The following is a 26,854-nucleotide window of genomic DNA, read 5'->3' on the forward strand; positions in this document are numbered from 1 at the left end:
CCCGGACGGACAGAAGCACTTTTTTCCCCGGCGCACCGAGTCTTGGTAATATGGACGGGGAACGGCTGAGTTTTACGCGGACGATTGCGTCATCGGACTGTATCTTCATCATCGGGGTCGCGGGTGACTCGGGGTCGGGCAAGACCACGTTTACCCGGGCGCTGCGCGAGATCTTCGGGGAAGGCCTCGTCTCCACCATCACGATGGACGACTACCATACCCTCGACCGGGCGGCACGGGCGAGGGAGGGGATCACGCCCCTGCACCCCGATGCCAACAACATCGCCCTGCTGGAACAGCATCTTGCCGACCTGAAGGCGGGACGGACCATTCAAAAACCGGTCTACAACCATGACACGGGGACGATCGAGGGGCCCGTGCCCTTTTCTCCCACGAAGATCATCATCGTCGAGGGTCTCCATCCGCTCAGCACTCCTGCCCTCAGGGCGCACCTGGATGTGACGCTCTTCGTCGACCCGGGGGACGAGGTGAAGCATGCATGGAAGATCGCACGGGATGTCGGCGACCGGGGCTACCGCCGGGAGGATGTCCTTGCAGAGATCGAGGCGCGAAAACCCGACTACGAGGCCTATGTGGCGCCGCAGAAGAACCATGCCGACGCCATTCTCCGGGTCTCTCCGTCGGCGTATGACTCGAAGGGCACCCGCGGGATGTATGCCGTCACCCTCATTCAGGAGCAGTTCGACCACACGGTCAGGAACATCACCCTCCCGCTGGACCTCTTCGCGATGACCTCGCTTGCGGAGCGTGACTTTGCGATTGCTTTCCGGGCCGAGCGTCTGAACGGCAGACGGATGGGGGCCGTCACCTTCGACGGGGAATTCCGGTATGAAGTGGTCCGTCGACTGGAAGAGGCGGTCGAGGAGCAGACCGGGGTCCATCCGATTCGCATCTTCGAGGGGAAGGAGTATGTGACCGCGACCGAGGCGGTGAGCCTGATCCTCGCATGGCGCATCATCAACCGGAGAATCTTCATCGAGGAGTCCGGGCCCGGCTGCAGGACATAATCACCCTCCGTCGGCTCCGGGAAACCGGGTGATCAGGCATTCCCACGATTGATACATTCCAGGAGGGCAAGGGCGCCCCCCTTGTCGAGGGGGCTGTTGCCGCTGCCGCATTTTGGTGAGTAGATGCACGAGGGGCACCCTTCCTCGCACCGGCACCCGCGAATCATCTCTTCCGTCGACGCCGCAAGGCGGCAGAAGCGTTCGAATGCCTTCTCGGCAAGCCCGACGCCCCCCGCATACCCGTCGTAGATGAGGACCGCGGGGTTGCCGGCGCCGGGGAAGGAGACGGAGGAGATGCCGCCAAGATCCCACCGGTCACAGAGGACGTGGGCGGGCATCATCGCTATCAGGGCATGTTCCAGGGCGTGCAGGGCACCGGCGCTGTCGTGCCCCTTCGCTTCGATCTCCTCGATGACCTCCCCTGCAAAGGTGATGAGTATCGCCCGGGTTTCAAAGGTCCGTTCCGGGAGGGAGAGGGGGCGGGTGCCGACAAGGTCGCCGAACCGGGTGATATGGTATGCCGGGACGGATTCCGTGATCGTCGCAGGCCCGAAAGAGAGCGTGCCCCATGAGGCAGGGACTGTCCGTTCGGCGGCGACCTCCTCCGGGACGGAGTTCGTGATTGCCCGGGTCTGGACGTCCGTATCATACCGGCGGGCCGTGATCGTGGCCGTCGCGGGGTCGAGATCATCGACGAGATAGGTGACCCCGTGGTGGAGGAAGACCGCACCCGGATGTGCCTCATGAAATGCCTGCGCCTCGTTCATCGTCTCGAGGAGCGTGCCGCCCGCAAGGAGGCGGTAGGTGTCATGTCCGGTCCCGCTGAGGGAGACCATCTCCGCCGCACGGCCGGTGCCCGAGTAGACGTATCCGCGCTTCGTGGCGGTGACAAGGCCGCTTCCGGCAAGCGCCGCAAGTATTCCCGGGGCTGCCTGCCCGAAGAAGGCCTCCGCCTCCGTCCCTTCGAGCGGCATCTCCGCCGCGGCGCACATCAGGTGGCCCGCCATGACATAGGGATTCGCCGCGTCGATGACGGCATCCTCCACGCCGCCGTTGAAGAATGCGGACGGGTGGGACATGTAATACTGGTCGAGAGGGTCGGTGCCTGCGAGGAGCACCGCAACCGACGTTCCCTCTCCCCGTCCTGCCCGGCCCGCCCGTTGCCATGTCGCCATGCGGGTGCCGGGAAACCCGGCGAGGAGGACCGCGTCGAGGTCGCCGATGTCAATGCCGACCTCAAGAGCGCTGGTGGCGATGATGCCCCGGAGGGCTCCGTCCTTCAGGCGTGTCTCGAGTTCCCGCCTCACCGCGGGGAGATAGCCGGCGCGGTATGCGGCAACCTCCTCCTGCCGTTCGGCAGGGAGATGGCTCCGGGCCGCCTGAAGGAGGGACTCTGCCCCCTGGCGCGAGCCGGTAAAGCAGATCGTCTGGTGTCCTGCATCCGTGAAATGCTGAAAGAGGGAGGTGGTGGCCCCAAAGAGGCTGCCGGCAGGTTTTCCTGCAGAGGGGTTGTAGAAGAGAAATTCCCGTGCAGAGCGGCTGGCCTTTCCAGTCACGGGATGGCATGGACGTCCGGTGAGAGCTTCTGCGAACTCCCCCGGGTTGCCGATCGTTGCGGTTGCACAGAGGAACTGCGGCGATGCGCCATACCGTTGGGCAATTCGCCGGAGCCTTCGAATCAGGAGTGCAGTATGGGCGCCGCTGATCCCCCGGTACCAGTGTGCCTCGTCGATCACGACCAGCCGGAGGGATTTCCAGAATGCCCGCCATTGGGAATGCCACGCCATGGTGTGATGCAGTTCGTGGGGGTTGGAGAGGATGATCCGGGAGTGTTCTCGGATGCCCCGGCGCAGATGCTGCGGGGTGTCACCGTCGTAGACCGCTGCGCCGGCGGAAATGCCGGTCGCCGTCTCCATATCACGTATCGTGCGCAGCTGGTCCTGGGCGAGGGCCTTGGTGGGGTAGAGGAAGAGCACCCGTGCCTCCGGGTCTGCGGCAAGGAAGGTGAAGGCGGGGGTGGTGAAGGCAAGGGTCTTTCCCGACGCCGTCGGCGTCGTCAGGATGACATTGTCGCCCCGGTGCAGGGCATCGAAGGTCGCCGACTGATGAGCGTAGAGGGATATCCCCTTGCCGTCGAGGTACTGCCGGATCTCTTCGGGGACGGGATTTTCCGGCGGACAATATTCCGGGGGAACGGCCGGGATGTGCTCGACATGAGCAATCCGTCCGGTATGTCGGGGGTTCCGGAGAAGGGCGGCGCAGGCCGCATCTACATCTCCGATGGCAGACTCCCCCCACATCCTTCAAGAAGACGTTCGTAGAGGCGGGCGAGGCTTGCCACGTCCTGCCGGTTATGGTCGACGATGGGAACGAGAGGGCCGGGGTTCCGGGAGCGGAGGTAGGCGGCATAGTATTCGGGCACATACTTCCCCGGCAGGTCGTCATCCCGGAAGATTCCCAGTGCCAGTTCCTCGATGGTCGAAAGCCGGCAGTCGGGAAACTCTGTTCTCCAGCGTGAGCGCGACGGGTGGAGGAGATCATAGTGAGGTGGTTCGCCGGGAAATTCCATCCCGTAATAAGCGGCCCGGTCCCGAAGATACGGCAGATCGAAGGACCTGCCGTTGTAGGTGACGAGGGCGGTGGTGCCGTCCGCCATCTCATCCAGCACCATAGCAATCGCGGCGGGCTCCTCGGCAATATCCCGGAGCAGGTACTGGGTGACGTGCATCCGTCCCCCGCGAATCCGGCCGGTCGCAAAGAGGACGATCGGGCGCGAGAAGAGCCCCATTGTCTCGATATCAAAGAAGAGCAGGTCATCGGTCCGGCAGGGGAGGGAGAAGAGGAGGTTGAGGGGGTGCGACGCCGGAAACCGCATGCCGACGTGCCTGCCGAGGGCGTCCCAGTCTTCAGACGCCAGCAGTGCCGCGAGGTCGGTTGCCTGCCTGCCGAACCGTGGGTGGCGGGTGAGGCTGCTAATTGTGGTATGGCCCCGCATTCGGAGGTCTGCTGCCGTCCTTGGCCCGATGCCATGTATCAGCCGGAGTTCCTGCATCAGCGTCCGGGAGAGGGAGCCGGCTTCCGGGCGGGTGATGTGGCACGGCACAACAGTATGGATGGCAAAACAGTCTCCGAATGATGTGCGGCACTCACTCCCGGAGAAGACCTCCTCAAGAATGCACCCCTCGTATTCGTTCAGAAGGGCGTATTTGCGGGCATGGAAGGAATGATCGGCATAGCCGGGAAAGAGATGGTCATGGTGGCGGGAATATGGCATCGCCGCACTATTCACGCCGGGTGTTGACACACGCTGCCAGCGTTTAGCAATCTGGGCCGCAAAATCCACAGGTCTTCCCTTGTACGGAAGGCGGATCGCTATAAATTGAGATGCCGTGGGGAGTGAAAGTGTTTCCCGTACACCCCCACGGGATGGCGGGGGCCTATCGCGGGCGATATATTATATGGCATCACACCTCTTCTCAGGATGGTTCGTATGCACCCGCAGGGAATGGTCGCCGTCACCGTGCTCGCCGCCCTCATCCTCTCCGCAGGATGTATCACCTCTTTGATACCGGCAGGAGAGCGGGCGGATTATCCGTCGATCGATGATGTTGAGACGGGTGAGGGAACAATCTCCGTGGAACACGTCTTTTCATTCCAGGACCGGGAGTTGACCATTCCTCTCACCGTGGATACCGATCTCTATGCCGATGCCGCCGGTTCCCGGAAATCAGTGGTGCTGTACGGGGATTGGGACGACGATGAGGAGTGGGTGATCGGATCGTACCAGGCATTCGCCGGTGATTCGCGCCTGGAGGAACTCTATGGATCCCTGCGCTCGGCGCTGACCGGTATCCGGACATCGATGGGACTCACCGATGATGAATATCTCGAACTGATGGCTGCATATGCCCAGTCCATGATCTACGAATCACCGGAAGGGGAACAGACACCGCGGTTTCCGGTAGAGACGATCGTCGAAGGAAGGGGGGACTGCGACGATACATCCATCCTCCTCGCAGGTCTCCTCGCACGGGAAGGATATGATGCCGTCCTCTTCTATTTTGAGGAGGAGAACCACATGGCAGTCGGTGTCCGGGGACCGGGGGAGGGATTCATGGCGACAGGATACGAATACATCGAGACGACCGGCTATCGACTCCCCGGTGTCCCGACCGAAGAACTCCAGAACGGAATGACGCTTGCATCCCGGCCGCTCCTCATCCCCATAGGGGGTGGCACCCTTGCCTACGGCGCCGGGGATGAGTCGCGCCGTATCGACGCAGCCGCGAAGGCTGCCCGTGAGTATGCTGCTGCGAAGGAATCCGAGCTGGAAGAAATCGACGCTGCAGTGAGTAGCCGGTACGATGAGATAGCAGATATACGCGACCAGCTGGAAGATGCAGCGAGGCAGGGCAATACGGCAAAATACAACCGGCTTGTTCGTGAGCACAACCAGGCCGTGGAGGCATATAACGCCCTCCTTGCTGAATATGATCGGCTTTACGCCGACTACGAGGCGTATGCAGGGCTGAACAATTATATCGCAGGTCACCAGTATGATCGTCCCGGCACGAGTGTATATATCCGCGAGTGGACGGCATCAACCGGCCTGCCCCTCTTCTCCTGAACTCCCCGCCCGTATCTGTTCAGGCCGAGATGATTGCGGCGATGGGAGCCTTCCGGAGGGGGGAGGGGGCCGGGCATTCGGCAGCTTTCCTGCACATGTTCGAAGAGAACATCGCGGTCTTTGACATCTGGCTTCTTCGGACGATGACCGGGTAGTGTGCGGCCCGTGATGCGATGCAGATGAAGGTATCTGTCATACTTCTACAGGGAAAATTTACTATATATCCCGGCTGTCCGGGCGCGGTGTGAAAGTATTCCGTTTGCCCATGCCGGTATTCCTTTATTCCCTTCCCACAAATATTAGAGGAAGTTGGTTCTATGCTAAAGGTTGAAAATCTCCATGTCGAGGTGGGGGGCAAGGAAGTCCTTCACGGCGTCAATCTTGCGATAGGTGAGGGAGAGACGCACGTGCTCATGGGCCCGAATGGCTCGGGGAAGACGACACTTCTCCGTTCCATCATGGGATTCGGGAATTATGACATCACTGAAGGGCGGATTCTCTTCAAGGGTCATGATGTCACAGACATCCCGATGCATGAACGGGCACGCTACGGAATGGGTCTGATGTTCCAGCGGCCCCCGACCATCTCCGGGCTCAAACTCGGCAAGCTTCTCGCGGCCATGTCCGGCGTGCACCCGGAGAAGATCTATGAATATGCCGATTCGATGAAGATGACCGAATTCCTTGAGCGTGATATCAATGCGAATTTCTCCGGTGGGGAGATCAAGCGCAGCGAAGTCCTCCAGCTGATGGTGCAGCAGCCTGACTTCGTGATGCTCGATGAGCCGGAGAGCGGGGTGGACCTCGAAAACATCACGCTCATCGGCAATGCGATTGCCCGCCTCGTGGAGAAGGACCGGCACATTGTCAAACGCCAGAAGTCTGGTCTTGTCATCACCCACACCGGCTATATCCTCGACTATCTCGAGGCGGATGCCGGGCACATGCTCTGTGACGGTGAGATCCGCTGCAAGGGCAATGCACGGGAGATACTGAAGGTGATTCAGGAACGCGGCTACAAGGAGTGTATCGAATGCACGAAGATATAGATACGATGAAGAACCTCTCCGAAGAAGACCGGGTCAGGCTGGAACAGACCGGCATGATGCTCTCCGCGGTCAACCGGTGCGGTACCTACTTCCAGGCGGACCAGGATGTCGTCCGGTCCGAATGTACCTACGAGGGTATTGAGATGCTCCCGACCGACATTGCCCTGAAGAAATACGAGTGGCTCGGCGACTACTACTGGAACCTCGTCGACAAGGACAAGGACGAATATACCCGGTACGTCGCCGACCAGAAGATCAGCGGGTATACGATCATCGCCCGCAAGGGGAGCAAGAACATCTTCCCGCTCGAGACCTGCCTCTTCATGCAGAAGGACGAGATCCAGACCGTCCATAATATCGTCATCGCCGAAGAGGGCGCCGAACTTCACCTGATAGCCGGCTGTGCCTCGAGCCACGCTGTCAGGAATGGGGCCCACTACGGTGTTACGGAGTTCTACGTCGGAAAAGACGCTCTCATCTCCACCACCATGATCCATACATGGGGGGAGAACGTGGATGTCTACCCCCGCAGTGCAACCCTCGTCGAGGAAGGCGGGACGTTCCTCTCCAACTATATCTGCATGAAACCGGTATCGCACATCCAGATGTACCCGGTGGCACGCCTGACAGGCGAAAATTCCGTCGCACGCTTCAATTCGGTCGTCCTCGCGCCGGAAGGGTCGCATCTCGACCTCGGACAGCGGGCCGTTCTCGAGGCGAAGGGAACCAGTGCCGAGCTGATCTCACGGGTCATCACCCGTGGAGGCGATGTGATCGCCCGCTCCCATATCATCGGGGCGGAGGAGGAGACCCGCGGGCACATCGAGTGCAAGGGACTGATTCTCGACGGCGGGAGCATCCATGCGGTCCCGGAGATCGAAGGGCGCCTCTCAAACACCGAACTCTCCCATGAGGCGGCGGTCGGCAAGATTGCCCGCGATGAGATCGAGTACCTGATGGCACGCGGTCTCGACGAGGAAGAAGCGACGGCGACCATCATCCGCGGATTCCTTGACGTACGGATTCAGGGACTGCCGGAGACCCTCCAGAAGCAGATCGATGCGGCAATCGACGCTGCCGAGGACGGGTTCTGATATCATTCATTTTTTATGGCGCTGCACGACTGCACACGACCGTTTCCCGAACCCCCGATGACCTGGCCGGGAGATCCCGTCCCGACAACGGAGACGGAAGCATCGGGCGAATACACGATAACACGACTCACCTGTGCGAGTCATAACGGGACACATATTGATGCTCCGGCACATCTGGTCGACGGTGGGATGACCGTTGACGAGATTCCACTTCCGGTTCTCCTCGGGCCGGTGACGGTCATCGACCTGAGTGGTGGCGATGGCCCCATTCTCCCGGAGGACCTGAAGGATCAATGTGGTCCGGGAGTGCGCATCCTTGTAAAGACGACCGACCGGTATGTGACGGTGTTCGACCCGGCATTCCGCGGTCTTTCCCCGGCGGCAGCGGAATGTCTTGCAAATGCGGGTGTCATACTGTTCGGCATCGACACCCCGTCGGTCGAGGAGTATGGAGGTGACGGGAGTGTGCACCTAACCCTTCTGGGCGCCGGGATGCCGCTCCTGGAAAATGTTGACCTGACCCGGATAGCCGGGGGGGATTATTATCTGATTGCACTCCCATTACGTCTTACCGGCGGTGATGGGGCGCAGGTGCGGGTCATCCTTTCGGATACGGAGGAGATATTTCATGGATATGATAACTGACGCAGTGCGAAAGATGGAAGAGGTCATTCATGGCAGCGGGTGCCAGGACAGCAATATACGGATACGTCGGTCGCCCGATGCAGATGTCTGCAGGTACGAACGCGGCGTTCCCCTCGTCTTTGAGTATGGAGGGGTGAACGTCGACTGCGTCACTAATTACCCTCTCGAAGCGACGACCCGGGTGAATTTCATGTTCGGGGCACAACTGGATACCCCGGAAAAACGGACCGCTGCCTGCGGCATCATGAACGCCATCGGCAGGTTCCTCTGTCTCTGCCGCAGCGGGCGTGCCTGCCGCCCGGAGGACCATGCACCATGTATGACGCAGCTGGGGGAGCACCTTGCTGGGAGGAAGGTCTTTGTCGTCGGACAGGCCCCCGCCCTCCTCGGTCTTGCAGGGGTCGCCTATGTGGACATGCCGGGAGAAGCGGATATTCTTCTCGTGCCCGGGGACGGGCTCTTCCGCGAGGAGGCGGTCCGGGTCGTGGATGCATGGCGGGATGATGTCCCGATACTTCTTGTCGGCCCGTCGACCGCGGGTTGTGCGTCATTTCTGGGTATCGATCACTGGTGCCCGTATTCGCGGTAATGGCACGGGAGGCCGTCCCCTGCCATTTTAGTGCGACTCCTTTCCGTGCCTAATCCCTCTTCTCACAATATTTAACATACTCAGACACCGAGTATTATCTGAAGCACAATGGAATTTCAGAACATCCGCGATAATAAGAAATTCATTATTATCGGCCTTATCCTCGTCTTCATGGTGGTTGCCCTGTGGATGAGGCTGATACCGATGGAGGGACTCATCTCCGACGGGCAGGCCGATCTCCTGGGCAATGATCCCTGGTATAACCTCAGGCAGATTGAGGTCATCGTTGAACAGTTCCCCAACTACCCCTGGTTTGACCCGATGACCGAATACCCGAACGGAAATGTCATCCACTGGGGGCCGCTCTTCCCGCAGATATCGGCACTCCTTGCCATCATTGCAGGAGCGGCCACACGCAATGACCTGATCTATATCGCGTCCTGGGTCCCCCCCTGATGGCGGCGGCGATGGTCCCCGTCACCTACCTCGCAGGCGAGCGTCTTACCAACTGGAAGGGAGGCCTGATTGCGGCATTCTTTGTAACCGTCGTTGCCGGGCAGTATTTCTACCGGTCCCTCTTCGGGTTTGCGGATCACCATATTGCAGAAGTCCTCTTCTCCACGCTCTTTTGTCTCGGCTATATCGCAACGCTGAGGTACATGCGGGACCATCCGGTGCGCCGGGAGGCTGTTGAATCGTTCAAAATACCTGCTCTCCTCGCTGCGGGAACCGGCGTCGCCTTCATCCTCGGCCTTGCCGTGATGCCGACGATGATCCTCTTCGCCCTTCTGGTCGCCATCTACACCCTCGTCCAGTACTGCCATGACGCATTTACCGGGCGTTTCGATGAGAGTCTCCTCCTTCTGAATGTGATCGTCGGGATTGCGGCTATTGTCGGGCTCCTGCTCATCGGCTTCAACAGCAGCGGACTCGGTATGGTGAATTATACCCCGGGTCAAGCGATTGCATATATTTTCCTGATCATCGGAACCTGTGCATTGTATGGACTTCGCCGGATGGTAAGAGAAAAGCCCCCCCATTATTATCTCGTGGTCATATTGGGTATCTTCATAGTCGCACTTAGTGGATTGATGGTCGCAGCCCCCGATCTGTACGCATCGTTCATCGGCAATGCCCGTCATTTCTTCGGCCAGTCGGCGACCTGGGTCACCATCCAGGAAGCACGGCCGTGGTCCTTTGCCGATGCATGGCAGTCGTTCGGCGTCGGGCTTCTCCTGATGGCGGGCGGGTTCGTCCTGGTCGCCGCCGATTTCCTGAAGGAGCGGAAGGACGAACTTTTGTTCTTCCTCATCTGGTCGGTGCTGATGGTCGTTTCCACCGTCCAGCACATCCGGTACGAGTATTATCTCGGGGCAAACATCGCGCTCCTTGCGGCATACACGGTGGTCTGGTTCCTGAACCGTGCACAGCCCGATATCCTCTCACGTATCGGAACGGCACATGAAGCGGCCCCGGAGGAACCGGAGGGGAAGGGCGGGAAAAAAGGAAAGAATAAATCCCAAAAACCCTCGAAAAAACCCGTGAAGAAACCATCCTCTGCGGCTATGCTCCCCCTTGCGATATGTCTCCTGTTGGGTCTACTCTTCACGGTCACCTCCGTGAGTGCAGACCTCGCGATGGCAGATGCGATGAAGTACGGCGGCATGACGCCCGACTGGCGGGAATCGCTTGACTGGTTCGGTGAACATTCACCGGACACCGGTGTCGACTATTACGCCATCTACGATGAGGCGACGTTTGAGTACCCGCCGGAGTCCTATGGCGTCATGTCGTGGTGGGACTACGGACACTGGATCACCTTCATCTCCAAGCGCATCCCGAATGCAAATCCCTTCCAGGCGGGTGTGAGTGGTCCGAACGGGTCTGCGGCGTATTTCATGTCCGAATCAGAGGAGATCTCGAATGAGATCCTCGACACCCTCGGCACCCGCTACGTCATCACCGATGTGGAGATGGACTCGCCGAAGTTCTGGGCGATGGCGACATGGTATAACCAGACCATCGGTGCGGCACCTTACCAGATAAAGGTCGCAGATCAGTCGGGCAACGGCCAGTTCCTTTACTCGGACCGGTATTTCCAGACCACCATCTCGCGTCTGCACAACTTTGACGGCTCCATGGCCGAGGGAACCCCCGAATTTACCACCCAGTATGGTGGCAGGGACTACAGCTACTTTGTTCTCGCACCGATGGAGACGGTGCCCGCGCTCAGGCATTACCGTCTGGTGCATGAGTCCCCGACCGATGTGCTTGCGGGTTCGCCGGCCTATGACCTGAGCTACGTGAAGATATTTGAGTATGTGCCGGGAGCCGTCATCGAAGGCGAAGGGACGATCGAAATTCCCCTGATGACCGATACCGGCCGCACTTTTACCTACCGGCAGGAGAGTGTGGACGGGATGTTCATCGTGCCATATCCCACGACGACAAACTCCGGCGGCATCACACCGATGGGGGAATATACGGTCGTGGAGACCGGGCAGGTATTCAGGGTGACGGAAGAGGACGTGCTCCAGGGACGAACAGTCAGCTAGTTATCTGACGAAAAGCCACCTTTTTTTTAAAAAAAAATATTTTCTGGGGTCCTTTGTTCAGATCCCCGTACCGGGGAGCCCCCCAGACTTTCAGTAGTACTGCTCGGTATATGGGTTGGGAGCGATGCTCTTCGTCCTCGAGGGATCCAGATATGAAACCTCGAATCCCGGGATGATGACCCGTGATGCCGGAAGGGCGGTCTTTGTAAGGTCGACCGCACAGACCCGGTCGGCATGGGGGTCGACGGCGGATAGTACTGTGCGGATATCCTCGTCCACGTATCTGCTGCTCAGGTCTGGGACATCTTCCACGGGGAGGGCCCCGGCCTCGGCGAACCATATTTTGTTGATGCGTTTGTACCGTTCGTATCCTGCCTTCTCGATCATCCCATGGCGGATCTTGACCACGCCGGATTCCTTTGCATGCAGGTGCCCCGCCCGGTTGCAGATGATTGAAAGGAGCGCCTTTTCCGCAGCGCATTCCGGGTTCAGGTCGGTAGCACTCCCGGTGATGACCATGAAGGGGTCGCGGGCAATGGTATCGTCCGCCGCCGCGGCCACGGTTGGAACACCCGTTTTCCCGGGAATAAGCCAGAGATGGACATCGATTCCTTCGCCCGCGAGGATTTCGCAGATGTCGGCAACCGGGCTACCGTCGTCGAATGTCAGGCGGACGGGGAATGAACCTTCCTGGTGGGCAACGCTCATGGCATCATTTTCGATGACTTCGAGCATTCCCCGCAGGAGTGCCTCTTCGGGTTCGTATCCTGCCGCAAGGCCGTTTGCGTCACTTCTGAAGAGCTGGGCTGCCATGCTCATCGGATCATAGGGATAATATACAGCATTTGCAGGAATCTGACACTCCGCATTATTCAGGAGGTCCCATGCGGTACACCACTGGAGCTGTTCTCCAACTTCGAGCGTGCGGGGGAGAATCAGGTCATGCGGGTCGACGGCACGGGTGAGGCCAATCTGTTCATAGGATGCAATATTAAAAACGCGGCCCCGGTATTCCCCGGAGAAACGCTCGACCGCCTCCAGCATTGCCGCAGATTTTGCATATGCGGCGGTCATCCCGGCCCCGGTATGGACCGGTTTGGAACCCGGCGGCGCACGGGGGCGGATTGCTGCCCACACGGGAATGCCGAGACGGTCGAGGTGGGTGATATCCACGACCTCCGCAACGCCGATCTCCTGCATGATTGGTTCTGCAGCGGCGCATACATCCTCAGGGTGCATGATCTGCCGGCAAATATTGTCAAATCCGTATTCAAGGTGGCGTAGGGTAAAGGGTGTCATTCGTACACCAACATTGTGCGCCAATTTTTATATTTTCGCCGATTCCATGTAGATCAATGGAAAGTGAGATGATCGTTCCCGGTGTCCGGGCCCGGTATCCTGCCACCGGCACTTCCGGAACCGTGGTCCGCCTGGAGGAGATAGAGGGAAGGGCCTTCGCAGAGATTGATTCGACCGGTCTCCTGTACAGGACGGACAGGCTGGTTCTTGTGGAAGGGTCGGAGAGGCCAAAGGGGAAGCATGAACGAAGTGCAGAATCTCTCGATGATTACCGGCATCTGAAAGAGATCGAATCGTCAGACGACCTCCGCGAACGGTACGATGATGTCACCGGCGTCGGGGCCGGATAAAAAAATATAATTTTTAGTCTTCAATCGGGATCGTCGTCAGCTTGACCGATTCGACCCCTTTCTGTGCCATCAGACGTTCTGCAATACTTTTCATCTTGTCTGCCTCGCCGCGAAGGAGGATGACCTCAACACACTTGTCGTGGTTGACATGGGAATGAAGTGAACACTGGATGACCGAGAGGTAATCATGCTGAATTTCGGTGAGTATCTGGAGAAGCCCCCGCTGTTCATGGTCGTAGACCATGGTGATGACCCCCTGGCGTTCCCCGCTCACGTCCGACATCCACTTGTAATACGTGATATAATTCCGAATTGCATCACGGATACCCTCTGATCGCGATGAATATCCCCGAAGATCCAGAATTTCGTCGAATTTATCGAGAAGGTTTTTGGGCAGGGAGATCCCGATTCGGGAAAGGTCTGAATCATTTGACATAAAAAACCTCGCTAATAATGCATTTGCATCGGTATAGTTGTACTTTTTGTTTATTCATTTAAATTTTTTATTACATCGTGTGAAAATGGACTCATCATTCAGGCTCAATACAAATATTTAACCCCCCCGCGGTCCAACCCGAAGGGCACGATTGCCGGCACAGAGTAGGTATAAGTAGTGCGGTTGTATATTTATAAGGAGGTTTGAAATTCATTGAGTGATCCATTAATTCCCAGTGTCAATATCGGTGTCGTCGGCCATGTTGACCATGGCAAAACGACACTGGTTTCCGGCTTGACCGGTTCATGGACAGACCGGCATAGCGAGGAAATCAAACGAGGTATATCGATACGTCTCGGGTACGCAGACGCGGTCGTCTACCGGTGCCCGGAGTGCGCCGGTGCTGATTCCTTTACCAGCAGCAAGACGTGCCCGGTATGCGGAGGGGACGCCGAGCCTGTCCGGACCGTATCCTTTGTCGATGCCCCCGGGCACGAGACACTGATGGCGACGATGCTTTCGGGATCGGCGCTGATGGACGGGGCGATGCTCGTTATCGCGGCGAATGAACGATGTCCGCAGCCCCAGACCAAGGAACATTTGATGGCACTTGAACTTGTGGGCATTGAAAATATCGTCATCGTTCAGAACAAGATCGATGTCGTCTCACAGGCGGATGCGCTCGAAAACTACCGGCAGATCAAGAAGTTCGTCAAGGGAACGATCGCCGAAAACGCTCCGGTCATTCCGGTTTCCGCACAGAAAGGGATCAATATCGGCGCCCTTCTTCAGGCGCTCAATGAGTATATTCCCGAACCGAAGCGTGATCCGGAAGAGAATCCCCTCATGCTCATTGCCCGCTCCTTTGACATCAACAAACCCGGCTGCAGCTGGAGGGAGGTCAAAGGAGGGGTAATCGGCGGATCACTCACCAGAGGGGTCTTCAACGAGGGCGATGACATCGAAATTCGGCCCGGACGAAAGGTGCAGATTGAGAACCAGACGATATGGGAGCCAATCGAAACAAAGATCACCACAATCAATGCCGGTCGTCGTAAGGTCCAGACCGCGACCCCCGGCGGCCTTCTCGGTGTGGGCACGAAGCTCGACCCGGCGCTTACCAAGAGTGATGCGCTTGCGGGTCAGGTTGCGGGCCACGTTGGCGCCCTTCCCCCGGTATGGGACCGTCTCTCCTTCCAGGTCAGTCTGATGGACCGGGTTGTCGGGTCGGATGACGAGTTCACCATTGAACCGCTGCGCCACAAGGAACCGCTGATGCTTTCCGTCGGTACTGCCGTGACGGTAGGCATCGTCGTGAACACGAAGAAGGATGTCGTCGATGTGGTGCTCAAGCGTCCCGTCTGTGTCGAAACCGGCTCAAGGATCGCCATATCCCGGCAGGTCGGCGGCAGATGGCGCCTTATCGGAATGGGGACGTTAGTATAAGTGAAGGTCCTCCTTGACGCCAATGCACTGATGATCCCGGTTCAGTTCGGGATTGACATCTTTTCGGAGATCGAGGCGCTCGTTGGTGCGTATGAGCCGGTGACCCTTGTGGATGTCACCAGGGAGCTTGCGGGCATTGCCTCCGGAAAGGGGCGTGATGCAGCGGCCGCACGGGTCGGCATCCGGCTTGCCGACAGGTGCCGGGTGGAAAAGAGCCCGTACGACGACATACCCGTCGACGAGCGCATCATCCGCTATGCGGTTGAGAACGGATGCATGGTTGCAACGAACGACCGCCAGCTCAGAAGCGCACTCCTCAAACGAAATATTGATGTGGTATATCTGCGTGAAAAAAAGAAATTAGAGATCATTCGGGGCTAACAGGGTGAGTTCATGTATTACAAAATGAAACTTGAAGACAAGGTGCGGGTGCCGCCACTCCGTCTGGGCGAAGACATCGAGACGGTGGTCATGGACGTCCTCCAGGAACAGCTGGAAGGAAGCATCGACAAGAATATCGGTATTTTCATTGCCGTAACCAAGATCCTCGGCATCGGCGAGGGGGATATCATACCGGGCGACGGGGCGGTCTTTTATTCCGTCGAGTTTGAGGCGATCGTCCTCAGGCTCGCCCAGCAGGAAGTAATCGAGGGCATCGTCGTGGAGACGACCAGTTTCGGCTCCTTCGTCTCTCTCGGTCCGATCGATGCCATGCTGCATGTCAGTCAGATTTCGGATGACTTCATCAGTTATGATGAGAAGAACGGCCGGCTCGTCTGCCAGGAGACGAAGCGGCAGATATCCGTCGGCGACGGCCTCCGGGCACGTATCGTCTCGCTCTCCCTCTCGGAAAGGGAGCCGCGCGAGAGCAAGATCGGCCTTACGATGCGCCAGTCGGGTCTCGGGACCGAGCAGTGGCTGGCCGACGAGGCAGAGAAGGAGAAATCCTCCCATGGCGAGTAAGAAACAGCAGAACGTCTGCAGGGGCTGCCACCGTCTGGTGGACGGTGAGGCCTGTGTCATGTGCGGCGGTACGAACCTGACGGAAGACTGGGCCGGATACCTTGTGGTCATCGACCCCCGGCATTCCGATATTGCGCATAAGATGAATATCGATGCGCCCGGCCGTGTTGCACTGAAGGTTCGCTGAATGGACTATACCCTTCCCCGGGAGAACCGAAGGTACTTCAAGGAACCCTTCGGCCCCCTCTATTCTTCTGTTGAGGATGCGATGGACGTCATCCGCGGCAGGATGGTTATTGCGGTCGGCGATATGGTGACCCGCAATCTTCTCATTGCGGGAATTACGCCGGATGTGGCGGTCATAGACGGCATCACCATGCGCAGCCCCTGCCGGGAGACGCCGCTTCTCTCCTCCCGCCGTATAGAGGTGGCAAATCCCCCGGGGATGCTGACCGGTGAGCTGATTGCCGCACTGGATGAGGGAGTGGCCGCTTCCCCCGTCCTCGTCTTTGTGGACGGAGAGGAGGATCTTGCGGTCATCCCCGCGGTGCTCGCCGCCCCCGACGGCGCCGTTGTCCTTTATGGGCAGCCGTGCGAGGGCGTTGTGGCGCTTCTGGTCGATGCTGAACGAAAAAGAAAGGCTGAGTGGCTTCTGAGTCTCTTCGAGAAGAGTGATGAAGTTGATCACGACTTTTAAGTAATTTTCATAACAATATTGTAGGGATATCGATGGACTTTGAATTTATCAGAGATGAAGAGAACGGGCTTCTAAATCGGAGGGAACTTGATTTCGTCCTTACGTTTGAAGGGGCAACCCCGTCGCGCAGGATGATTCTGGAAAAGCTCTGTGCCCTCCAGAATGTAAAAGAACGCCTCGTTGTACTCGATTCAATCAAGACGAGCTTTGGCAAACAGGAGCTCACCGGGTACGCACGCATCTATGAAGATGAAGACAGCCTGAAGCGCGTTGAACCGGCACATCTTGTCGAGCGCACGGGCGCACCGGAAGAAGAGGCCGAAGAGGCAGCAGAGGAGGCATAAGGATGGCAATCAAGCGCTCAGCGTACTATACGGTCGAGGGTGACAAGGCCGTCATCCAGAAGAAATACTGCCCCCGCTGCGGACCCGGTGTCTGTATGGCAGAGCACAAGGACAGGCTTTCCTGTGGCAAGTGCGGATATACCGAATTCAAGAAATAAGCGATGCCTGAACAGGGGCATATACTCGGAATTGAGGGTACCGCCTGGAACCTCAGTGCCGCTCTTTTTGGCGATGACGACGTCATTTCGCTCTATTCATCACCGTATCAGCCTCCGTCGGGGGGAATTCATCCCCGTGAGGCGGCCCAGCATCATGCCTCGAAGATGAAAGAGGTGGTGAGCGCGGTGATCGGCGACCCGTCGGCAATCCGCGCCGTCGCGTTCTCGCAGGGGCCGGGGCTGGGGCCGTGCCTCCGAACTGTGGGTACCGCAGCACGGGCTCTCGCACTTGCCCTTGACGTGCCCCTCGTCGGCGTCAACCACTGTGTCGCCCATGTTGAAGTCGGCCGATGGGCCTGCGGGTGCGATGATCCGATCACCCTCTACGCGAGCGGGGCCAATACACAGGTTCTGGGATTCCTGGGGAAACGCTACCGGATATTCGGCGAGACCCTCGACATCGGCATCGGCAACGGCCTTGACAAGTTTGCCCGCAGCAAGGGGATGACGCATCCCGGCGGCCCGCAGATCGAGGCGCTGGCACGAACGGGCGATCCCATCGATCTTCCCTATACGGTCAAGGGAATGGATCTTGCCTTCTCCGGCCTGATCTCGGCGGCTTCATCCTCCCCTGCCGCCCTTCCCGACGTCTGTGCGGGCCTGCAGGAGACGGCGTTTGCGATGTGCGTCGAGGTGACCGAACGGGCGCTTGCCCATTCGGGGAAGGACGAGGTGCTCCTGGTGGGCGGCGTCGGGGCGAACGGCCGCCTGCAGGAGATGCTTGCCACGATGTGCGAGGAGCGCGGAGCCTCCTTTTATGTCCCGCCCCGGAAGTACATCGGCGACAACGGGGCGATGATCGCCTATACGGGAAAGATCATGCTGGAGGCGGGTGCGACCCTTGCGATCGGCGACTCGGCGGTGAACGCAGGGTACCGCTCAGACGAGGTCGAGGTGACGTGGCGGACGGGCGATGGGCATGCCGCCTTTGTCCGGGCGGATGCGATGGCTGACGCGGGTGCACGTGGGGCCGAGGCGCTGGTGACGCGCCGGGGGCCTGATGTCGTCAAACGGCGTCTCTCCAAGGGCTACCGCACCCCCCGCCTCGACGCCCGCCTCATTGCCGAACGCACCCGTGCCGAGGCGCGGCTGATCGCCGCGGCACGAAAGGCGGGGGTCGCAACGCCGGTCATCCGTGACGTAACGCACGACAGTATCGTGATGGAGTACATTGAAGGTGCGATGCTCAAGCGGGTCCTTTCGCCTCCGGGCGTGGAACGTGCGGGGGAGATGGTCGGCCGGATGCATGCAGCGGGCATCATCCACGGCGATCTGACGACGAGCAATATCATCATGCGGGGGGAGGTGCCGGTCTTCATCGACTTTGGCCTCTCCTTTGTCTCCCGTGAGACCGAGGCGCGGGGGGTGGACGTGCACGTCTTCTTCCAGACCCTCGAGAGCACGACAAGGGACTACGAGCGCCTCTCGCGTGCCTTCAGGGACGGGTATGCCGCGGCAACGGATGATGCGGACGAGGTCTTCGAGCGGGTGGAGGAGATCCGGATGCGGGGGCGGTACCTGTGAACGTCACCATCGTCACCTCGAATGCCCACAAGGCGCATGAGATCAAGGAGTACTTCCGCGGCATTGCCGAGGTTCGGCATGTTGCGCTCGAGATCCCCGAGTTCAGGGACAATGATGTGGGCGTCATTGCCCGGACAAAGGCGGAGTACGCCTGGGAGGCGCTGCATGAGCCGGTGATGGTCGACGACACCGGATTTTTCATCCGGGCGCTCAAAGGGTTTCCGGGCCCGTATGCCGCCTATGTGCTGGAGACGATCGGGATGCCGGGGATCCTGCGGCTCCTCGTGGGAGAGGAGGATCGTAGCGCCTACTTCGAGACGGCCATCGGGTACGCCGACGAGACGGGCAGCGTGAGGATCTTTCGCGGCCGGGTCGACGGCACCATCGTCCGTCCCCGCGGAAGCGCGGGATTCGGATATGATCCCATCTTCGAGGTCGAGGGGAGGACTCTTGCGGAACTGACGACGGAGGAGAAGGGGGCAATCTCCCATCGTGGCCGGGCGCTTGAAAATCTGCGCGAGTATCTTTCGTCAGGGGTATGACCTCACGTTCGGGGGGGAACCAAACTGTTAATAGGGCAGACCGCGTTGTATATAGAACTGAAAAATAGTAGGTATTTGGACTATGGCACGTTTTCCTGAAGCAGAATCACGGCTCCTCAATGTAAAGATCTGCATGCGCTGCAATGCACGTAATGCACCGCGTGCAACGACCTGTCGAAAATGCGGATACAAGGCGCTCCGGCCGAAATCCAAAGAGAGAAAGGGATAATATTTTTGTGTGGTTTTTTGAAAACCACTCACAATACCGGTTATGCACTGTAGTACGTAACCCTTTTTCCTTTTTCGCTGTATTCACCCTGGAACGTTTCGATATTGCGCTTGTACCCGATCCGCTGTTCGACTCCCAGGGAGCGGAGCACCTCGCGTATCCGCATCACATCATCTTCATCTTCCCAGTCTGCCGTATGGACGTAGATGACCATCCGCTCGTCCCGTGATTCCGGGCTCTGTTTTGCCGTCGAGACCTTTGCCGAGATGCCCAGTCGTCCCTCGCAGGTGGCGTCGCGGACCATCTTCCACATCCCGTCGACCTCATCCCGGTCCAAAAATATCAGCCATTTACCTGCCTTTTCGGCATTGGCGAGGGCGGGGTCGAATCCGGGAGCATCCTGCAGGATCCAGAAGATGCGGGTGGTCTTAGTAGGGATGACGCCCTCTCCGGAACAGAAAAGGTCATAGATGGCATCCGCACTCCCATAGCCCCCAAGGAGTGCGTCCGAGAGGTCGGGATAGTCCTCCCTGAATGAAAGAAACGCCGCATTGAATTCCTCCCTGAAATTCTCTCCTGATTCGACAAGCTCGAACAGGAAATGTCCTCCCCGTTTCAGATGCTTGTTGAGGAGGATCTCGAACAGTCCATAGGCGACATCGGCAAGCGCTTCACCCTCGGTATCCATGATATTCTCGTTTTGAGCCAGTATATTTATACCACGCGATTTTGCCGTGTGTAAAAAAGGTCAGGAGAGCTTCTCGATGACCAGTTCTGCCGCACGGCGCCCGGAGAGAAGCATGCCGCCGAAGATGGGGCCCATCCGGCTCTCGCCTCCAACGGCATTTGCCGCCATCCCGGCGACGATGAGGCCTGGGAAGACCTCCTTTGTATGCCCGATGATGTTAGCCTCGGCACGGTCGGCCCACATGAACCCTTCGCCGGCGATGGGCAGGTCGCCGCCCTTGGCCTTCACCTGGTGGGCGACCGTCGCGTCGTGGCCGGTGGCGTCGATCGTGTACTGTGTCCTGAGCGTCAGGGGGTCGATGTGGAGGTGTGCCATCTCGACCGCGGACCAGTTGATGACGAGGCCCGAGACGCGTCCATCACCCTTAACCACGACATCCTCCACCATCGTGACATTGAAAAATTCCGCGCCGGCATCGCAGGCAGCGGCCGTCAGGTGGGCGACCGCCTCGACGGAGGATGCGACGTAGTAGTTCTCCCGGTATTCCCTGTAGGAGATACCGAATGTATCGAGAATGGGCCGGGCCTCGGACTGGACAACGATGCGGGGGAACATCATGCCGCCGCCCCACATGCCGCCCCCCACCGAGAGCTTCTTTTCGATGACGCCGGTCTTGACCCCCGCCTCGGCGAGGTATGCCGCGGCAGTAAGGCCGGAGGGACCGGCGCCGACGACCGCACAGTCGAAGTCGAGGTAGTCCATCAGGACGGTATTCTGTTCTTCGAGAATCGCACGGCTGATCACTACTTCATCGAGTTCCTTTGGTGTCATGGTTGTGGTGATGATTTGATGTAGGGGTATTTGAAAGGGATGACCGGGCAGGAGCGTATGCCTCTCTGCGGCTCGCTGAAATTCGCTCTGCCGCGGGGATGGAGGCGAATTGAACCTGGGATGGCAGGTTTTCGGGAGTGCGGGCCGCACCGGGAAGGAGGTGTCACACTGAATACCTATATCTGATCAGCGGTGAAACAGAAGAGGTTATGAAATGGAAGAAAGACTGGGGGCTGACCTCCCGCGTCATCCTGACATGGGCCCTCCTCCTGCTCGTCTACCTGATCTTCCTGGCGGTGCTCAACGTAATCCTCCCGAATATGTTCGGAGCACTGCTGGCGTTCGTCTTCATCTTCGCCTTCATCCAGTACTTCTTCTCGTCGAAGCTGGTGCTGATGAGTACCCGGGCCCGGGTGGTGTCGGCGGATGAATATCCGGAACTGCATGCGATGATAGCAAAGCTTGCGGCTGAGGCCGACCTTCCCATGCCAAAGATTGCGATTATGCAGTCACCGGTGCCGAATGCATTTGCGACCGGAAGAAACCCGAAGAACGCCGTGGTTGCGGCCACGGACTCGATCATGCGGACTCTTGACCGGGACGAGCTCGAGGCGGTCCTCGCCCATGAGCTAGCGCACGTGAAGAACCGCGATATCCTCACGATGACGGTGGCAAGTTTCGTTGCGATGCTCGCCTCCATCATCATGCAGAATGCACTCTTCGCCTCCCTCTTCTCCGGCAGGGAGAACAACGGTGCATGGATTGTGGCATGGATCGTCTCCATCGTCGTCTGGATTGTCGCGACCATCCTCATGATGAGCCTCTCCCGGTACCGCGAGTTTGCCGCCGACCGGGGAAGCGCCTACATCACGAAGAACCCGGCGGCGCTGAAGAATGCGCTGATCAAGATCAGCGGCCGCATGGACCGCGTGCCGGTCCAGGAGAAGCAGAAGGTGGAGGGGGCAAATATGTTCTACATCATCCCCGCCCTCTCCGGAAAGAGCCTCACTGAGCTCTTCTCCACCCACCCGCCGCTTGAAAAGCGCATTGCCGCTCTCGAGGCAATCGAGGCGGAGATGCGGGGGGCGTAAGGCCCTCATCCCCTTTTCAATAAAATATCTTTAATACGGATTGGCAGAAACATAAGAGAGCACATCATCGGGCACCGATGGTCTAGTGGCATGACTTTGGCCTTCCAAGCCAATAGCCCGGGTTCAATTCCCGGTCGGTGCATTTTGGGCTCGTGGTCTAGTTGGTTATGACATCGCCTTCACACGGCGGGGATCCTGAGTTCGAATCTCAGCGAGCCCATTTCCTTTCGTTTTTCTATATTTGAACGGGTTTTTTGCGTTTTTTTTGAATTCAGAACCCACGTTGTCGAGCAAGTCACTCACATTTATGGTTGTTTTTCTTTCCTTGGCCAGGTTCCTTGCATGGTTGAACCAAAAAACCTTCATCCAGAGCATTGAGTGTGAAATTAAGGAGGGGTATTCTCAGGCATTTTCACGTATACCGCACCTCATGTTTTTAATTTAGATTTTACCTCAATTCCGGGACTGAAATGTCAGGTAATATCCGATCGTTACAAGCAGGGTGTCTATAATGATTCTGGATAAAACATCGATTATATACCCGGAGAACAATAAGGGCATGAAAAGAAGAAACGTAGCCCAGTTAACTCCAAAGATCAGGAATCCGAATTTTGCTGCCCTATGTTCCAGGGGCACCGAATTTCCGATATCCCTTAGCAAAATACATGCCACCCCAATACAGGCACCCATAAGCAGCGTCCAGAAAAATGTATAAATCAGGCTTGTCTGGTATCCTGACTGGATCACTCCTGTGACATATGCAGCATATCGTCCGATTAAGAATATCCCCGTGAATATGGATACGGTCGTCATCTTCTGTTGAAGAGTAAACGGCTTTGCCGCAGCATTCTCTCCTTTCTCAGCATCTAGCACACTCAATAGAATCGCCATTAAAAAAACAGGTATTGCATCACTGAGGCCGACTACAAATTCGTTAATAATTGGGTTGCCAAATAGGGATACCCCCTCCAGCATGGCAATAAGCCAGATCAGCGCTATTGCAGACCCGTACCGCACCCCTTTTTCCACACCCTCTCCCGGAATCACCTTTCTGATGCGGCAATAAACATAGGCAGCACCGGAAAAAGAGAGGAGCGCCCAGAGAGAGACGGTAATCTCCGTCCCGAGCAACGTTGCCACCATGCTATAGTTCGGATTCTCAGGCATAGTACTGTAAGTGTTTGTAACAAGATGAAGAACGATATCAAATAGCACGCAAACCACGACAATGGCTACAATTTTTACCCGTTTGCCTATCTTCATACTATGGATACTCCCTTTCTAAGCCAACTGCTGTGTCAGCCTTTTGAACAATGCGGCTCCATCAATGGTGAATCCTTACGTCAGGCCCTGGCCGCTCTCCTTTTTGGATCATACCCTTGTACCAGACGAACCAGGGATTGTCCAGGAAACCGACAATATTTTTCGCGACGATCTGTCCGATGATCAGCGGGAGCAGGGGAGCAACTCCGAAGAAGGCCAATGACACGAAGATGACTGAGTCCAGCGTGAGGCTTATCGCATCGCTCACAGTGGAGCGGAGCCAGACATACGGATTCAGATACGTGCTCACAGGAAAGGCCTCCTCCCGCTGCAAAAACCTTCTCTTCAGGCTGGCAAATATATAGGCGTCCAAATTGGCGGTGATCAAAAACGCCATCCAGCTCGCTGCGGTAATTCGCAGAGAGAGGGCAAAGATGTTCTGCCAGGCTTCTTCATAGCCGAAAAAGGGTGCGGGGGTGAGGGCGTTTCCTATGGCGATGAAGATCATGAGGAGCACCTGGGTGGCAAAGGCGATCAGTATAGCCACATGCGTCATCCTCTGACCGTAGACTTCGTTGATCATGTCGAGTACCTGTGCAACGAAGGGAAAGACGAAGACGGATGCAGGGGCAAAGAAGGAAACCGTCAGGAGATCGAAGATGATTACCCGGGTGGCAAGGAACTGCGAGGCCCCTGCATAAATGATGAAAAACCCGGTGAGGGCGGCGAAGGCGTATTCGCGGTGGTGTCGCACAATATACGCCGAAAGGTACGTAACAAATGTGAGCCCGATCAACCAGTAGACCCAGATCATACCCTCGTCAAGCATACCGTAGGTAATGATTTCGGAATGAAGCCTTAAACTTTTTCATACCCTCTGCTCCTTTCGGATGTGCGGTCTTCTCTTCACCGGCGACCTCCTTCTTGCCACTAAGCCGGCATTGCCGGTATCTCCGGCCGGGACCAGGAGGCGCTGATCCAATCCCTCGCCGGGTTGCGTGTGCTCCTCTTTGAAGGCGGGATCGAAGCGGTCTGCCCCGGACACGGCGATGACCTTGGAGGCGTTATTGCCGCCATTTTTGGGTAATGAGATGGTTTTTTAGATAAAGTCAGATGAATCGGTTGGCGTATTCGAGCGGATTGAGGTTTGCTTTAAAAACAGGAGGCCCATTATTTTTCAAGGATTGTCACGTTTCCGAATGATGATGGGTACGATATCAAGGAACCCTTTGCGGCTGACAGAAGAAATTCACCGAAAATATTAATCATAATACCATGGTATCCAAAGAAGAGTGATTTTGTGAGATATGCTGCCGTTATGTGCGGATTAATTGTTATTACCCTGATCGTTGCCGGGTGCAGCCAAATGACTCCAGCAGGACCAAAGACCGTCGTGATCGGCGTGATGCCATTCAACGAGCAGTATATCATCGGTGAGATGATGGCCCTGCTTCTCGAGAAAGAGGGATATTCCACGGAAATCCGGTCCGGAATGAACAATGCCGCACTCTACGAGGCGGTGAAAGCCGGCCAGGTCGATATGTATGTCGATTATACCAGCTCTGTCTACTACCAGCTGCCCGATCGCGAGCCAGTCGACCGGTGGGCTCCCGAAGAGGTGTATGCCATCGTAGAGAAAGGCCTTACCAGGGATGGCATCCTTCTTGCCGGCCAATTGGGATTTCGGAACGACAACGTGATCGTTATCCCCTCAGCGTGGGCTGCCGAGCAAAACGTCATCACCATAAGCGATCTTGCCCCGTACGCAAAGGACATGGTGTTTGGCAGCGACCTCGTCTTCCATGCAGCCGTTGAGGATGGTCTTCCTCATGTTGAGAAGGTCTACAATTTCTCCTTTGGCGAGGTCAGGCCGATGGATCCATCCCTCACCTTTGTGGCGCTCCAGTCAGGGAACGTCGATGCGATCGTGGCCTATACCACCGATTCACGTATCACGCTCTTCAACCTTACCGCGCTCGACGATGACCAGTACGCCATGCCACCGTACCATGCAATCCTGCTGGTCAACGGAAAGCGGGGAGAGGATAAGAACATCATCGCTGCCCTTTCGCCTCTCATCAATGGGATCGACTCGGCCACCATGCGCCAGCTGAACAGCCGGTTCGATGTTGACAAGGAAGACCCGGAAATAATTGCCCGTGAGTACCTGGTCCCTCGCGGACTGATTCCAGCCTAAGGGGGGAATACCATCCCGACTTCGTCCCGCTGGAAAGAAGGCTCTGCCAGCATCAGGTTCGAGCAGGTCACAAAACGGTTTGGCACGATCACTGCGGTGGACAACCTCAACCTGGAGGTCCATCCCAGTGAACTCTTCGTGCTGATCGGTCCCTCCGGAAGCGGCAAGACCACCATGCTCAGGATGATCAACCGCATGGTGGAGCCTGACGAGGGGAGAATCCTGATCAATGGTGTCGACATCCAGAGCCTCGACCCAGTCGGACTCCGTCGGAAAACAGGCTATGTGATCCAGCAGATCGGACTCTTTCCGCACATGACGGTGGCGGGCAATATCGGGCTTGTCCCGGCCCTGGAAGGAATGCCTGAAAGGGCCCTGCAGGACCGTATACGGCAGCTCCTTTCCCTGGTGAAACTTTCTCCCGAACTGTTCATGGACCGCTACCCACGGGAACTCTCCGGTGGCCAGCAGCAGCGGGTAGGTCTCGCCCGTTCGCTGGCCATGGATCCACCGCTGCTTCTCATGGACGAGCCGTTCGGTGCTCTCGATCCCGTGCTCCGCCAGCAGCTCCAGGAAGAGTTTCTCGGGATTAAGGCGCACGTGAATAAGACCATCCTGTTCGTCACCCATGATGTGGGGGAAGCCTTCCGTCTCGGTGACCGGGTAGGGGTGGTGGCAGGGGGACGGCTTATCCGGGTGGGAACACCAGAAGACCTCATCATGGACCCGGGCTCACCAGAAGTTGCCTCATTGATCGGGGTCGAGCCAAAGATGCGATACCTTGACCATCTGAAGGCGAAGTCACTGATGATCCCGGTTGATCCTTCCCGTATCCTGGACGCAAGTCTCCGTGCCGGGGATGCCCGGAAGGCGATGGTTGCATCGCAGGCGGAATATCTCCTGGCAGGGCAGGGAGGGACTCCGGAAGGGATCATCTTTCCCCAGGATCTCCTTGCAGCGCCAGTGCCTGACATCCCGCTCGGGGAGCTTTTAAGAAAAATTCCGGTCTTTAATTCGTCCGCGAACGCCCTGGATGTTTTATCGGCCATGAAACGGCAGGGGGCATCAACCGCTCTCATCTTCGAGCAGGGCAGGGTTATCGGTCTGGTTGTCATGGATGAGATCGTGAGACAACTGTTGTAACCAGGT

Annotated in this window: 31 protein-coding genes and 2 tRNA genes; 24 read left to right on the top strand and 9 right to left on the bottom strand. The window is 57.7% G+C overall.

What is annotated here, in order from left to right; all coding sequences use genetic code 11:
- Positions 1–50: 50 nt before the first annotated feature.
- A complete protein-coding gene (locus tag AZH53_RS10565; protein ID WP_319643488.1) occupies positions 51–1,028 on the top strand; it encodes a phosphoribulokinase in 978 nt (325 codons plus the stop codon).
- Between the two features lie 32 nt (positions 1,029–1,060).
- Here the strand turns inward: AZH53_RS10565 and AZH53_RS10570 are convergent, their stop codons facing one another.
- The gene (locus AZH53_RS10570; RefSeq protein WP_319643489.1) at positions 1,061–3,328 is read right to left on the bottom strand and encodes a DEAD/DEAH box helicase; all 2,268 of its coding nucleotides are present in this window, start codon (positions 3,326–3,328) and stop codon (positions 1,061–1,063) included.
- On the bottom strand, positions 3,298–4,371 hold the full coding sequence (locus tag AZH53_RS10575) for a ribonuclease H-like domain-containing protein (protein ID WP_319643490.1): 1,074 nt from the start codon (positions 4,369–4,371) through the stop codon (positions 3,298–3,300). The genes AZH53_RS10570 and AZH53_RS10575 overlap by 31 nt, the downstream gene beginning before the upstream one ends.
- A 147-nt stretch (positions 4,372–4,518) precedes the next feature.
- On the opposite strand from AZH53_RS10575, the gene AZH53_RS10580 reads away from it, so the two are divergent.
- On the top strand, positions 4,519–5,655 hold the full coding sequence (locus AZH53_RS10580) for a hypothetical protein (RefSeq protein ID WP_319643491.1): 1,137 nt from the start codon (positions 4,519–4,521) through the stop codon (positions 5,653–5,655).
- A gap of 19 nt (positions 5,656–5,674) precedes the next feature.
- Here the strand turns inward: AZH53_RS10580 and AZH53_RS10585 are convergent, their stop codons facing one another.
- Positions 5,675–5,851: a hypothetical protein gene (locus tag AZH53_RS10585; protein WP_319643492.1), complete on the bottom strand. Its 177-nt coding sequence runs from the start codon at positions 5,849–5,851 to the stop codon at positions 5,675–5,677.
- 121 nt (positions 5,852–5,972) lie between these two features.
- Between AZH53_RS10585 and AZH53_RS10590 the strand changes: the two genes are divergently transcribed.
- The 6 genes from AZH53_RS10590 (at position 5,973) to AZH53_RS10610 (ending at position 11,587) form a co-directional block, all read left to right on the top strand.
- Positions 5,973–6,704: an ABC transporter ATP-binding protein gene (locus tag AZH53_RS10590; protein ID WP_319643493.1), complete on the top strand. Its 732-nt coding sequence runs from the start codon at positions 5,973–5,975 to the stop codon at positions 6,702–6,704.
- Positions 6,689–7,798: a SufD family Fe-S cluster assembly protein gene (locus AZH53_RS10595; RefSeq protein WP_319643494.1), complete on the top strand. Its 1,110-nt coding sequence runs from the start codon at positions 6,689–6,691 to the stop codon at positions 7,796–7,798. The genes AZH53_RS10590 and AZH53_RS10595 overlap by 16 nt, the downstream gene beginning before the upstream one ends.
- Before the next feature lie 15 nt (positions 7,799–7,813).
- The gene (locus AZH53_RS10600) at positions 7,814–8,443 is read left to right on the top strand and encodes a cyclase family protein (protein ID WP_319643495.1); all 630 of its coding nucleotides are present in this window, start codon (positions 7,814–7,816) and stop codon (positions 8,441–8,443) included.
- Positions 8,427–9,032 carry a hypothetical protein gene (locus AZH53_RS10605; RefSeq protein ID WP_319643496.1) on the top strand — a complete coding sequence of 202 codons (606 nt, stop codon included), beginning with the start codon at positions 8,427–8,429 and terminating at the stop codon, positions 9,030–9,032. The genes AZH53_RS10600 and AZH53_RS10605 overlap by 17 nt, the downstream gene beginning before the upstream one ends.
- Positions 9,033–9,140: 108 nt before the next feature.
- The gene (locus tag AZH53_RS11420) at positions 9,141–9,488 is read left to right on the top strand and encodes an STT3 domain-containing protein (protein WP_406600379.1); all 348 of its coding nucleotides are present in this window, start codon (positions 9,141–9,143) and stop codon (positions 9,486–9,488) included.
- A complete protein-coding gene (locus tag AZH53_RS10610; RefSeq protein ID WP_406600380.1) occupies positions 9,488–11,587 on the top strand; it encodes an oligosaccharyl transferase, archaeosortase A system-associated in 2,100 nt (699 codons plus the stop codon). The genes AZH53_RS11420 and AZH53_RS10610 overlap by 1 nt, the downstream gene beginning before the upstream one ends.
- Positions 11,588–11,677: 90 nt before the next feature.
- Here the strand turns inward: AZH53_RS10610 and AZH53_RS10615 are convergent, their stop codons facing one another.
- The gene (locus tag AZH53_RS10615; protein WP_319643497.1) at positions 11,678–12,886 is read right to left on the bottom strand and encodes a YcaO-like family protein; all 1,209 of its coding nucleotides are present in this window, start codon (positions 12,884–12,886) and stop codon (positions 11,678–11,680) included.
- A gap of 56 nt (positions 12,887–12,942) precedes the next feature.
- On the opposite strand from AZH53_RS10615, the gene AZH53_RS10620 reads away from it, so the two are divergent.
- Positions 12,943–13,236: a DUF2098 family protein gene (locus tag AZH53_RS10620; protein WP_319643498.1), complete on the top strand. Its 294-nt coding sequence runs from the start codon at positions 12,943–12,945 to the stop codon at positions 13,234–13,236.
- Between the two features lie 13 nt (positions 13,237–13,249).
- Here AZH53_RS10620 and nikR read toward each other — a convergent pair whose 3' ends face one another.
- Complete coding sequence (gene nikR / locus AZH53_RS10625) at positions 13,250–13,672, bottom strand: nickel-responsive transcriptional regulator NikR (protein WP_319643499.1); 423 nt, start codon at positions 13,670–13,672, stop codon at positions 13,250–13,252.
- Positions 13,673–13,885: 213 nt separating this feature from the next.
- On the opposite strand from nikR, the gene AZH53_RS10630 reads away from it, so the two are divergent.
- The 10 genes from AZH53_RS10630 (at position 13,886) to AZH53_RS10675 (ending at position 19,635) form a co-directional block, all read left to right on the top strand.
- Positions 13,886–15,118 (top strand): translation initiation factor IF-2 subunit gamma, encoded by a 1,233-nt coding sequence (locus tag AZH53_RS10630; RefSeq protein WP_319643500.1) that lies wholly within the window; start codon positions 13,886–13,888, stop codon positions 15,116–15,118.
- The gene (locus AZH53_RS10635; RefSeq protein WP_319643501.1) at positions 15,119–15,499 is read left to right on the top strand and encodes a type II toxin-antitoxin system VapC family toxin; all 381 of its coding nucleotides are present in this window, start codon (positions 15,119–15,121) and stop codon (positions 15,497–15,499) included. It abuts the gene before it with no gap.
- 12 nt (positions 15,500–15,511) lie between these two features.
- Complete coding sequence (locus AZH53_RS10640) at positions 15,512–16,081, top strand: DNA-directed RNA polymerase (RefSeq protein ID WP_319643502.1); 570 nt, start codon at positions 15,512–15,514, stop codon at positions 16,079–16,081.
- Positions 16,071–16,268, top strand: coding sequence for a transcription elongation factor subunit Spt4 (gene spt4 / locus AZH53_RS10645; protein WP_319643503.1), 198 nt, complete (start codon positions 16,071–16,073; stop codon positions 16,266–16,268). The genes AZH53_RS10640 and spt4 overlap by 11 nt, the downstream gene beginning before the upstream one ends.
- The gene (locus AZH53_RS10650) at positions 16,269–16,778 is read left to right on the top strand and encodes a GTP-dependent dephospho-CoA kinase family protein (RefSeq protein WP_319643504.1); all 510 of its coding nucleotides are present in this window, start codon (positions 16,269–16,271) and stop codon (positions 16,776–16,778) included.
- A 32-nt stretch (positions 16,779–16,810) separates the two neighbouring features.
- Positions 16,811–17,122: a 30S ribosomal protein S24e gene (locus tag AZH53_RS10655; RefSeq protein ID WP_319643505.1), complete on the top strand. Its 312-nt coding sequence runs from the start codon at positions 16,811–16,813 to the stop codon at positions 17,120–17,122.
- A 2-nt stretch (positions 17,123–17,124) separates the two neighbouring features.
- Positions 17,125–17,280, top strand: coding sequence for a 30S ribosomal protein S27ae (locus AZH53_RS10660; RefSeq protein WP_319643506.1), 156 nt, complete (start codon positions 17,125–17,127; stop codon positions 17,278–17,280).
- Between the two features lie 3 nt (positions 17,281–17,283).
- Positions 17,284–18,864 carry a bifunctional N(6)-L-threonylcarbamoyladenine synthase/serine/threonine protein kinase gene (locus AZH53_RS10665; RefSeq protein ID WP_319643507.1) on the top strand — a complete coding sequence of 527 codons (1,581 nt, stop codon included), beginning with the start codon at positions 17,284–17,286 and terminating at the stop codon, positions 18,862–18,864.
- Positions 18,861–19,406: an RdgB/HAM1 family non-canonical purine NTP pyrophosphatase gene (rdgB, locus tag AZH53_RS10670; protein WP_319643508.1), complete on the top strand. Its 546-nt coding sequence runs from the start codon at positions 18,861–18,863 to the stop codon at positions 19,404–19,406. The genes AZH53_RS10665 and rdgB overlap by 4 nt, the downstream gene beginning before the upstream one ends.
- Positions 19,407–19,488: 82 nt before the next feature.
- Entirely contained in the window at positions 19,489–19,635 is a 147-nt protein-coding gene (locus tag AZH53_RS10675) for a 50S ribosomal protein L40e (RefSeq protein WP_319643509.1), read from the top strand.
- Positions 19,636–19,675: 40 nt separating this feature from the next.
- On the opposite strand, the gene AZH53_RS10680 is transcribed toward AZH53_RS10675, so the two are convergent.
- Both AZH53_RS10680 and AZH53_RS10685 read right to left on the bottom strand, forming a co-directional pair.
- Positions 19,676–20,323: a putative phosphothreonine lyase domain-containing protein gene (locus tag AZH53_RS10680; RefSeq protein WP_319643510.1), complete on the bottom strand. Its 648-nt coding sequence runs from the start codon at positions 20,321–20,323 to the stop codon at positions 19,676–19,678.
- 60 nt (positions 20,324–20,383) lie between these two features.
- A complete protein-coding gene (locus tag AZH53_RS10685) occupies positions 20,384–21,154 on the bottom strand; it encodes a sulfide-dependent adenosine diphosphate thiazole synthase (protein WP_319643511.1) in 771 nt (256 codons plus the stop codon).
- A 209-nt stretch (positions 21,155–21,363) separates the two neighbouring features.
- On the opposite strand from AZH53_RS10685, the gene htpX reads away from it, so the two are divergent.
- From htpX to AZH53_RS10700, 3 genes are all read left to right on the top strand, one after another.
- Positions 21,364–22,245, top strand: coding sequence for a zinc metalloprotease HtpX (gene htpX / locus AZH53_RS10690; RefSeq protein ID WP_319643512.1), 882 nt, complete (start codon positions 21,364–21,366; stop codon positions 22,243–22,245).
- A 71-nt stretch (positions 22,246–22,316) separates the two neighbouring features.
- Positions 22,317–22,387: transfer RNA gene (locus tag AZH53_RS10695), tRNA-Gly, on the top strand.
- 4 nt (positions 22,388–22,391) lie between these two features.
- Positions 22,392–22,465: transfer RNA gene (locus AZH53_RS10700), tRNA-Val, on the top strand.
- A gap of 233 nt (positions 22,466–22,698) precedes the next feature.
- Here the strand turns inward: AZH53_RS10700 and AZH53_RS10705 are convergent.
- Together AZH53_RS10705 and AZH53_RS10710 are read right to left on the bottom strand one after the other, a co-directional pair.
- Positions 22,699–23,508: a hypothetical protein gene (locus AZH53_RS10705; RefSeq protein ID WP_319643513.1), complete on the bottom strand. Its 810-nt coding sequence runs from the start codon at positions 23,506–23,508 to the stop codon at positions 22,699–22,701.
- A gap of 61 nt (positions 23,509–23,569) precedes the next feature.
- Complete coding sequence (locus tag AZH53_RS10710) at positions 23,570–24,337, bottom strand: queuosine precursor transporter (RefSeq protein ID WP_319643514.1); 768 nt, start codon at positions 24,335–24,337, stop codon at positions 23,570–23,572.
- A gap of 537 nt (positions 24,338–24,874) precedes the next feature.
- Between AZH53_RS10710 and AZH53_RS10715 the strand changes: the two genes are divergently transcribed.
- Positions 24,875–25,705 carry a glycine betaine ABC transporter substrate-binding protein gene (locus AZH53_RS10715; protein ID WP_319643515.1) on the top strand — a complete coding sequence of 277 codons (831 nt, stop codon included), beginning with the start codon at positions 24,875–24,877 and terminating at the stop codon, positions 25,703–25,705.
- A gap of 96 nt (positions 25,706–25,801) precedes the next feature.
- The gene (locus AZH53_RS10720) at positions 25,802–26,848 is read left to right on the top strand and encodes an ABC transporter ATP-binding protein (protein WP_319643516.1); all 1,047 of its coding nucleotides are present in this window, start codon (positions 25,802–25,804) and stop codon (positions 26,846–26,848) included.
- Positions 26,849–26,854: the final 6 nt, after the last annotated feature.

The organism is Methanovulcanius yangii (assembly GCF_018687785.1).
Classification (GTDB): Archaea; Halobacteriota; Methanomicrobia; order Methanomicrobiales; family Methanomicrobiaceae; genus Methanovulcanius; species Methanovulcanius yangii.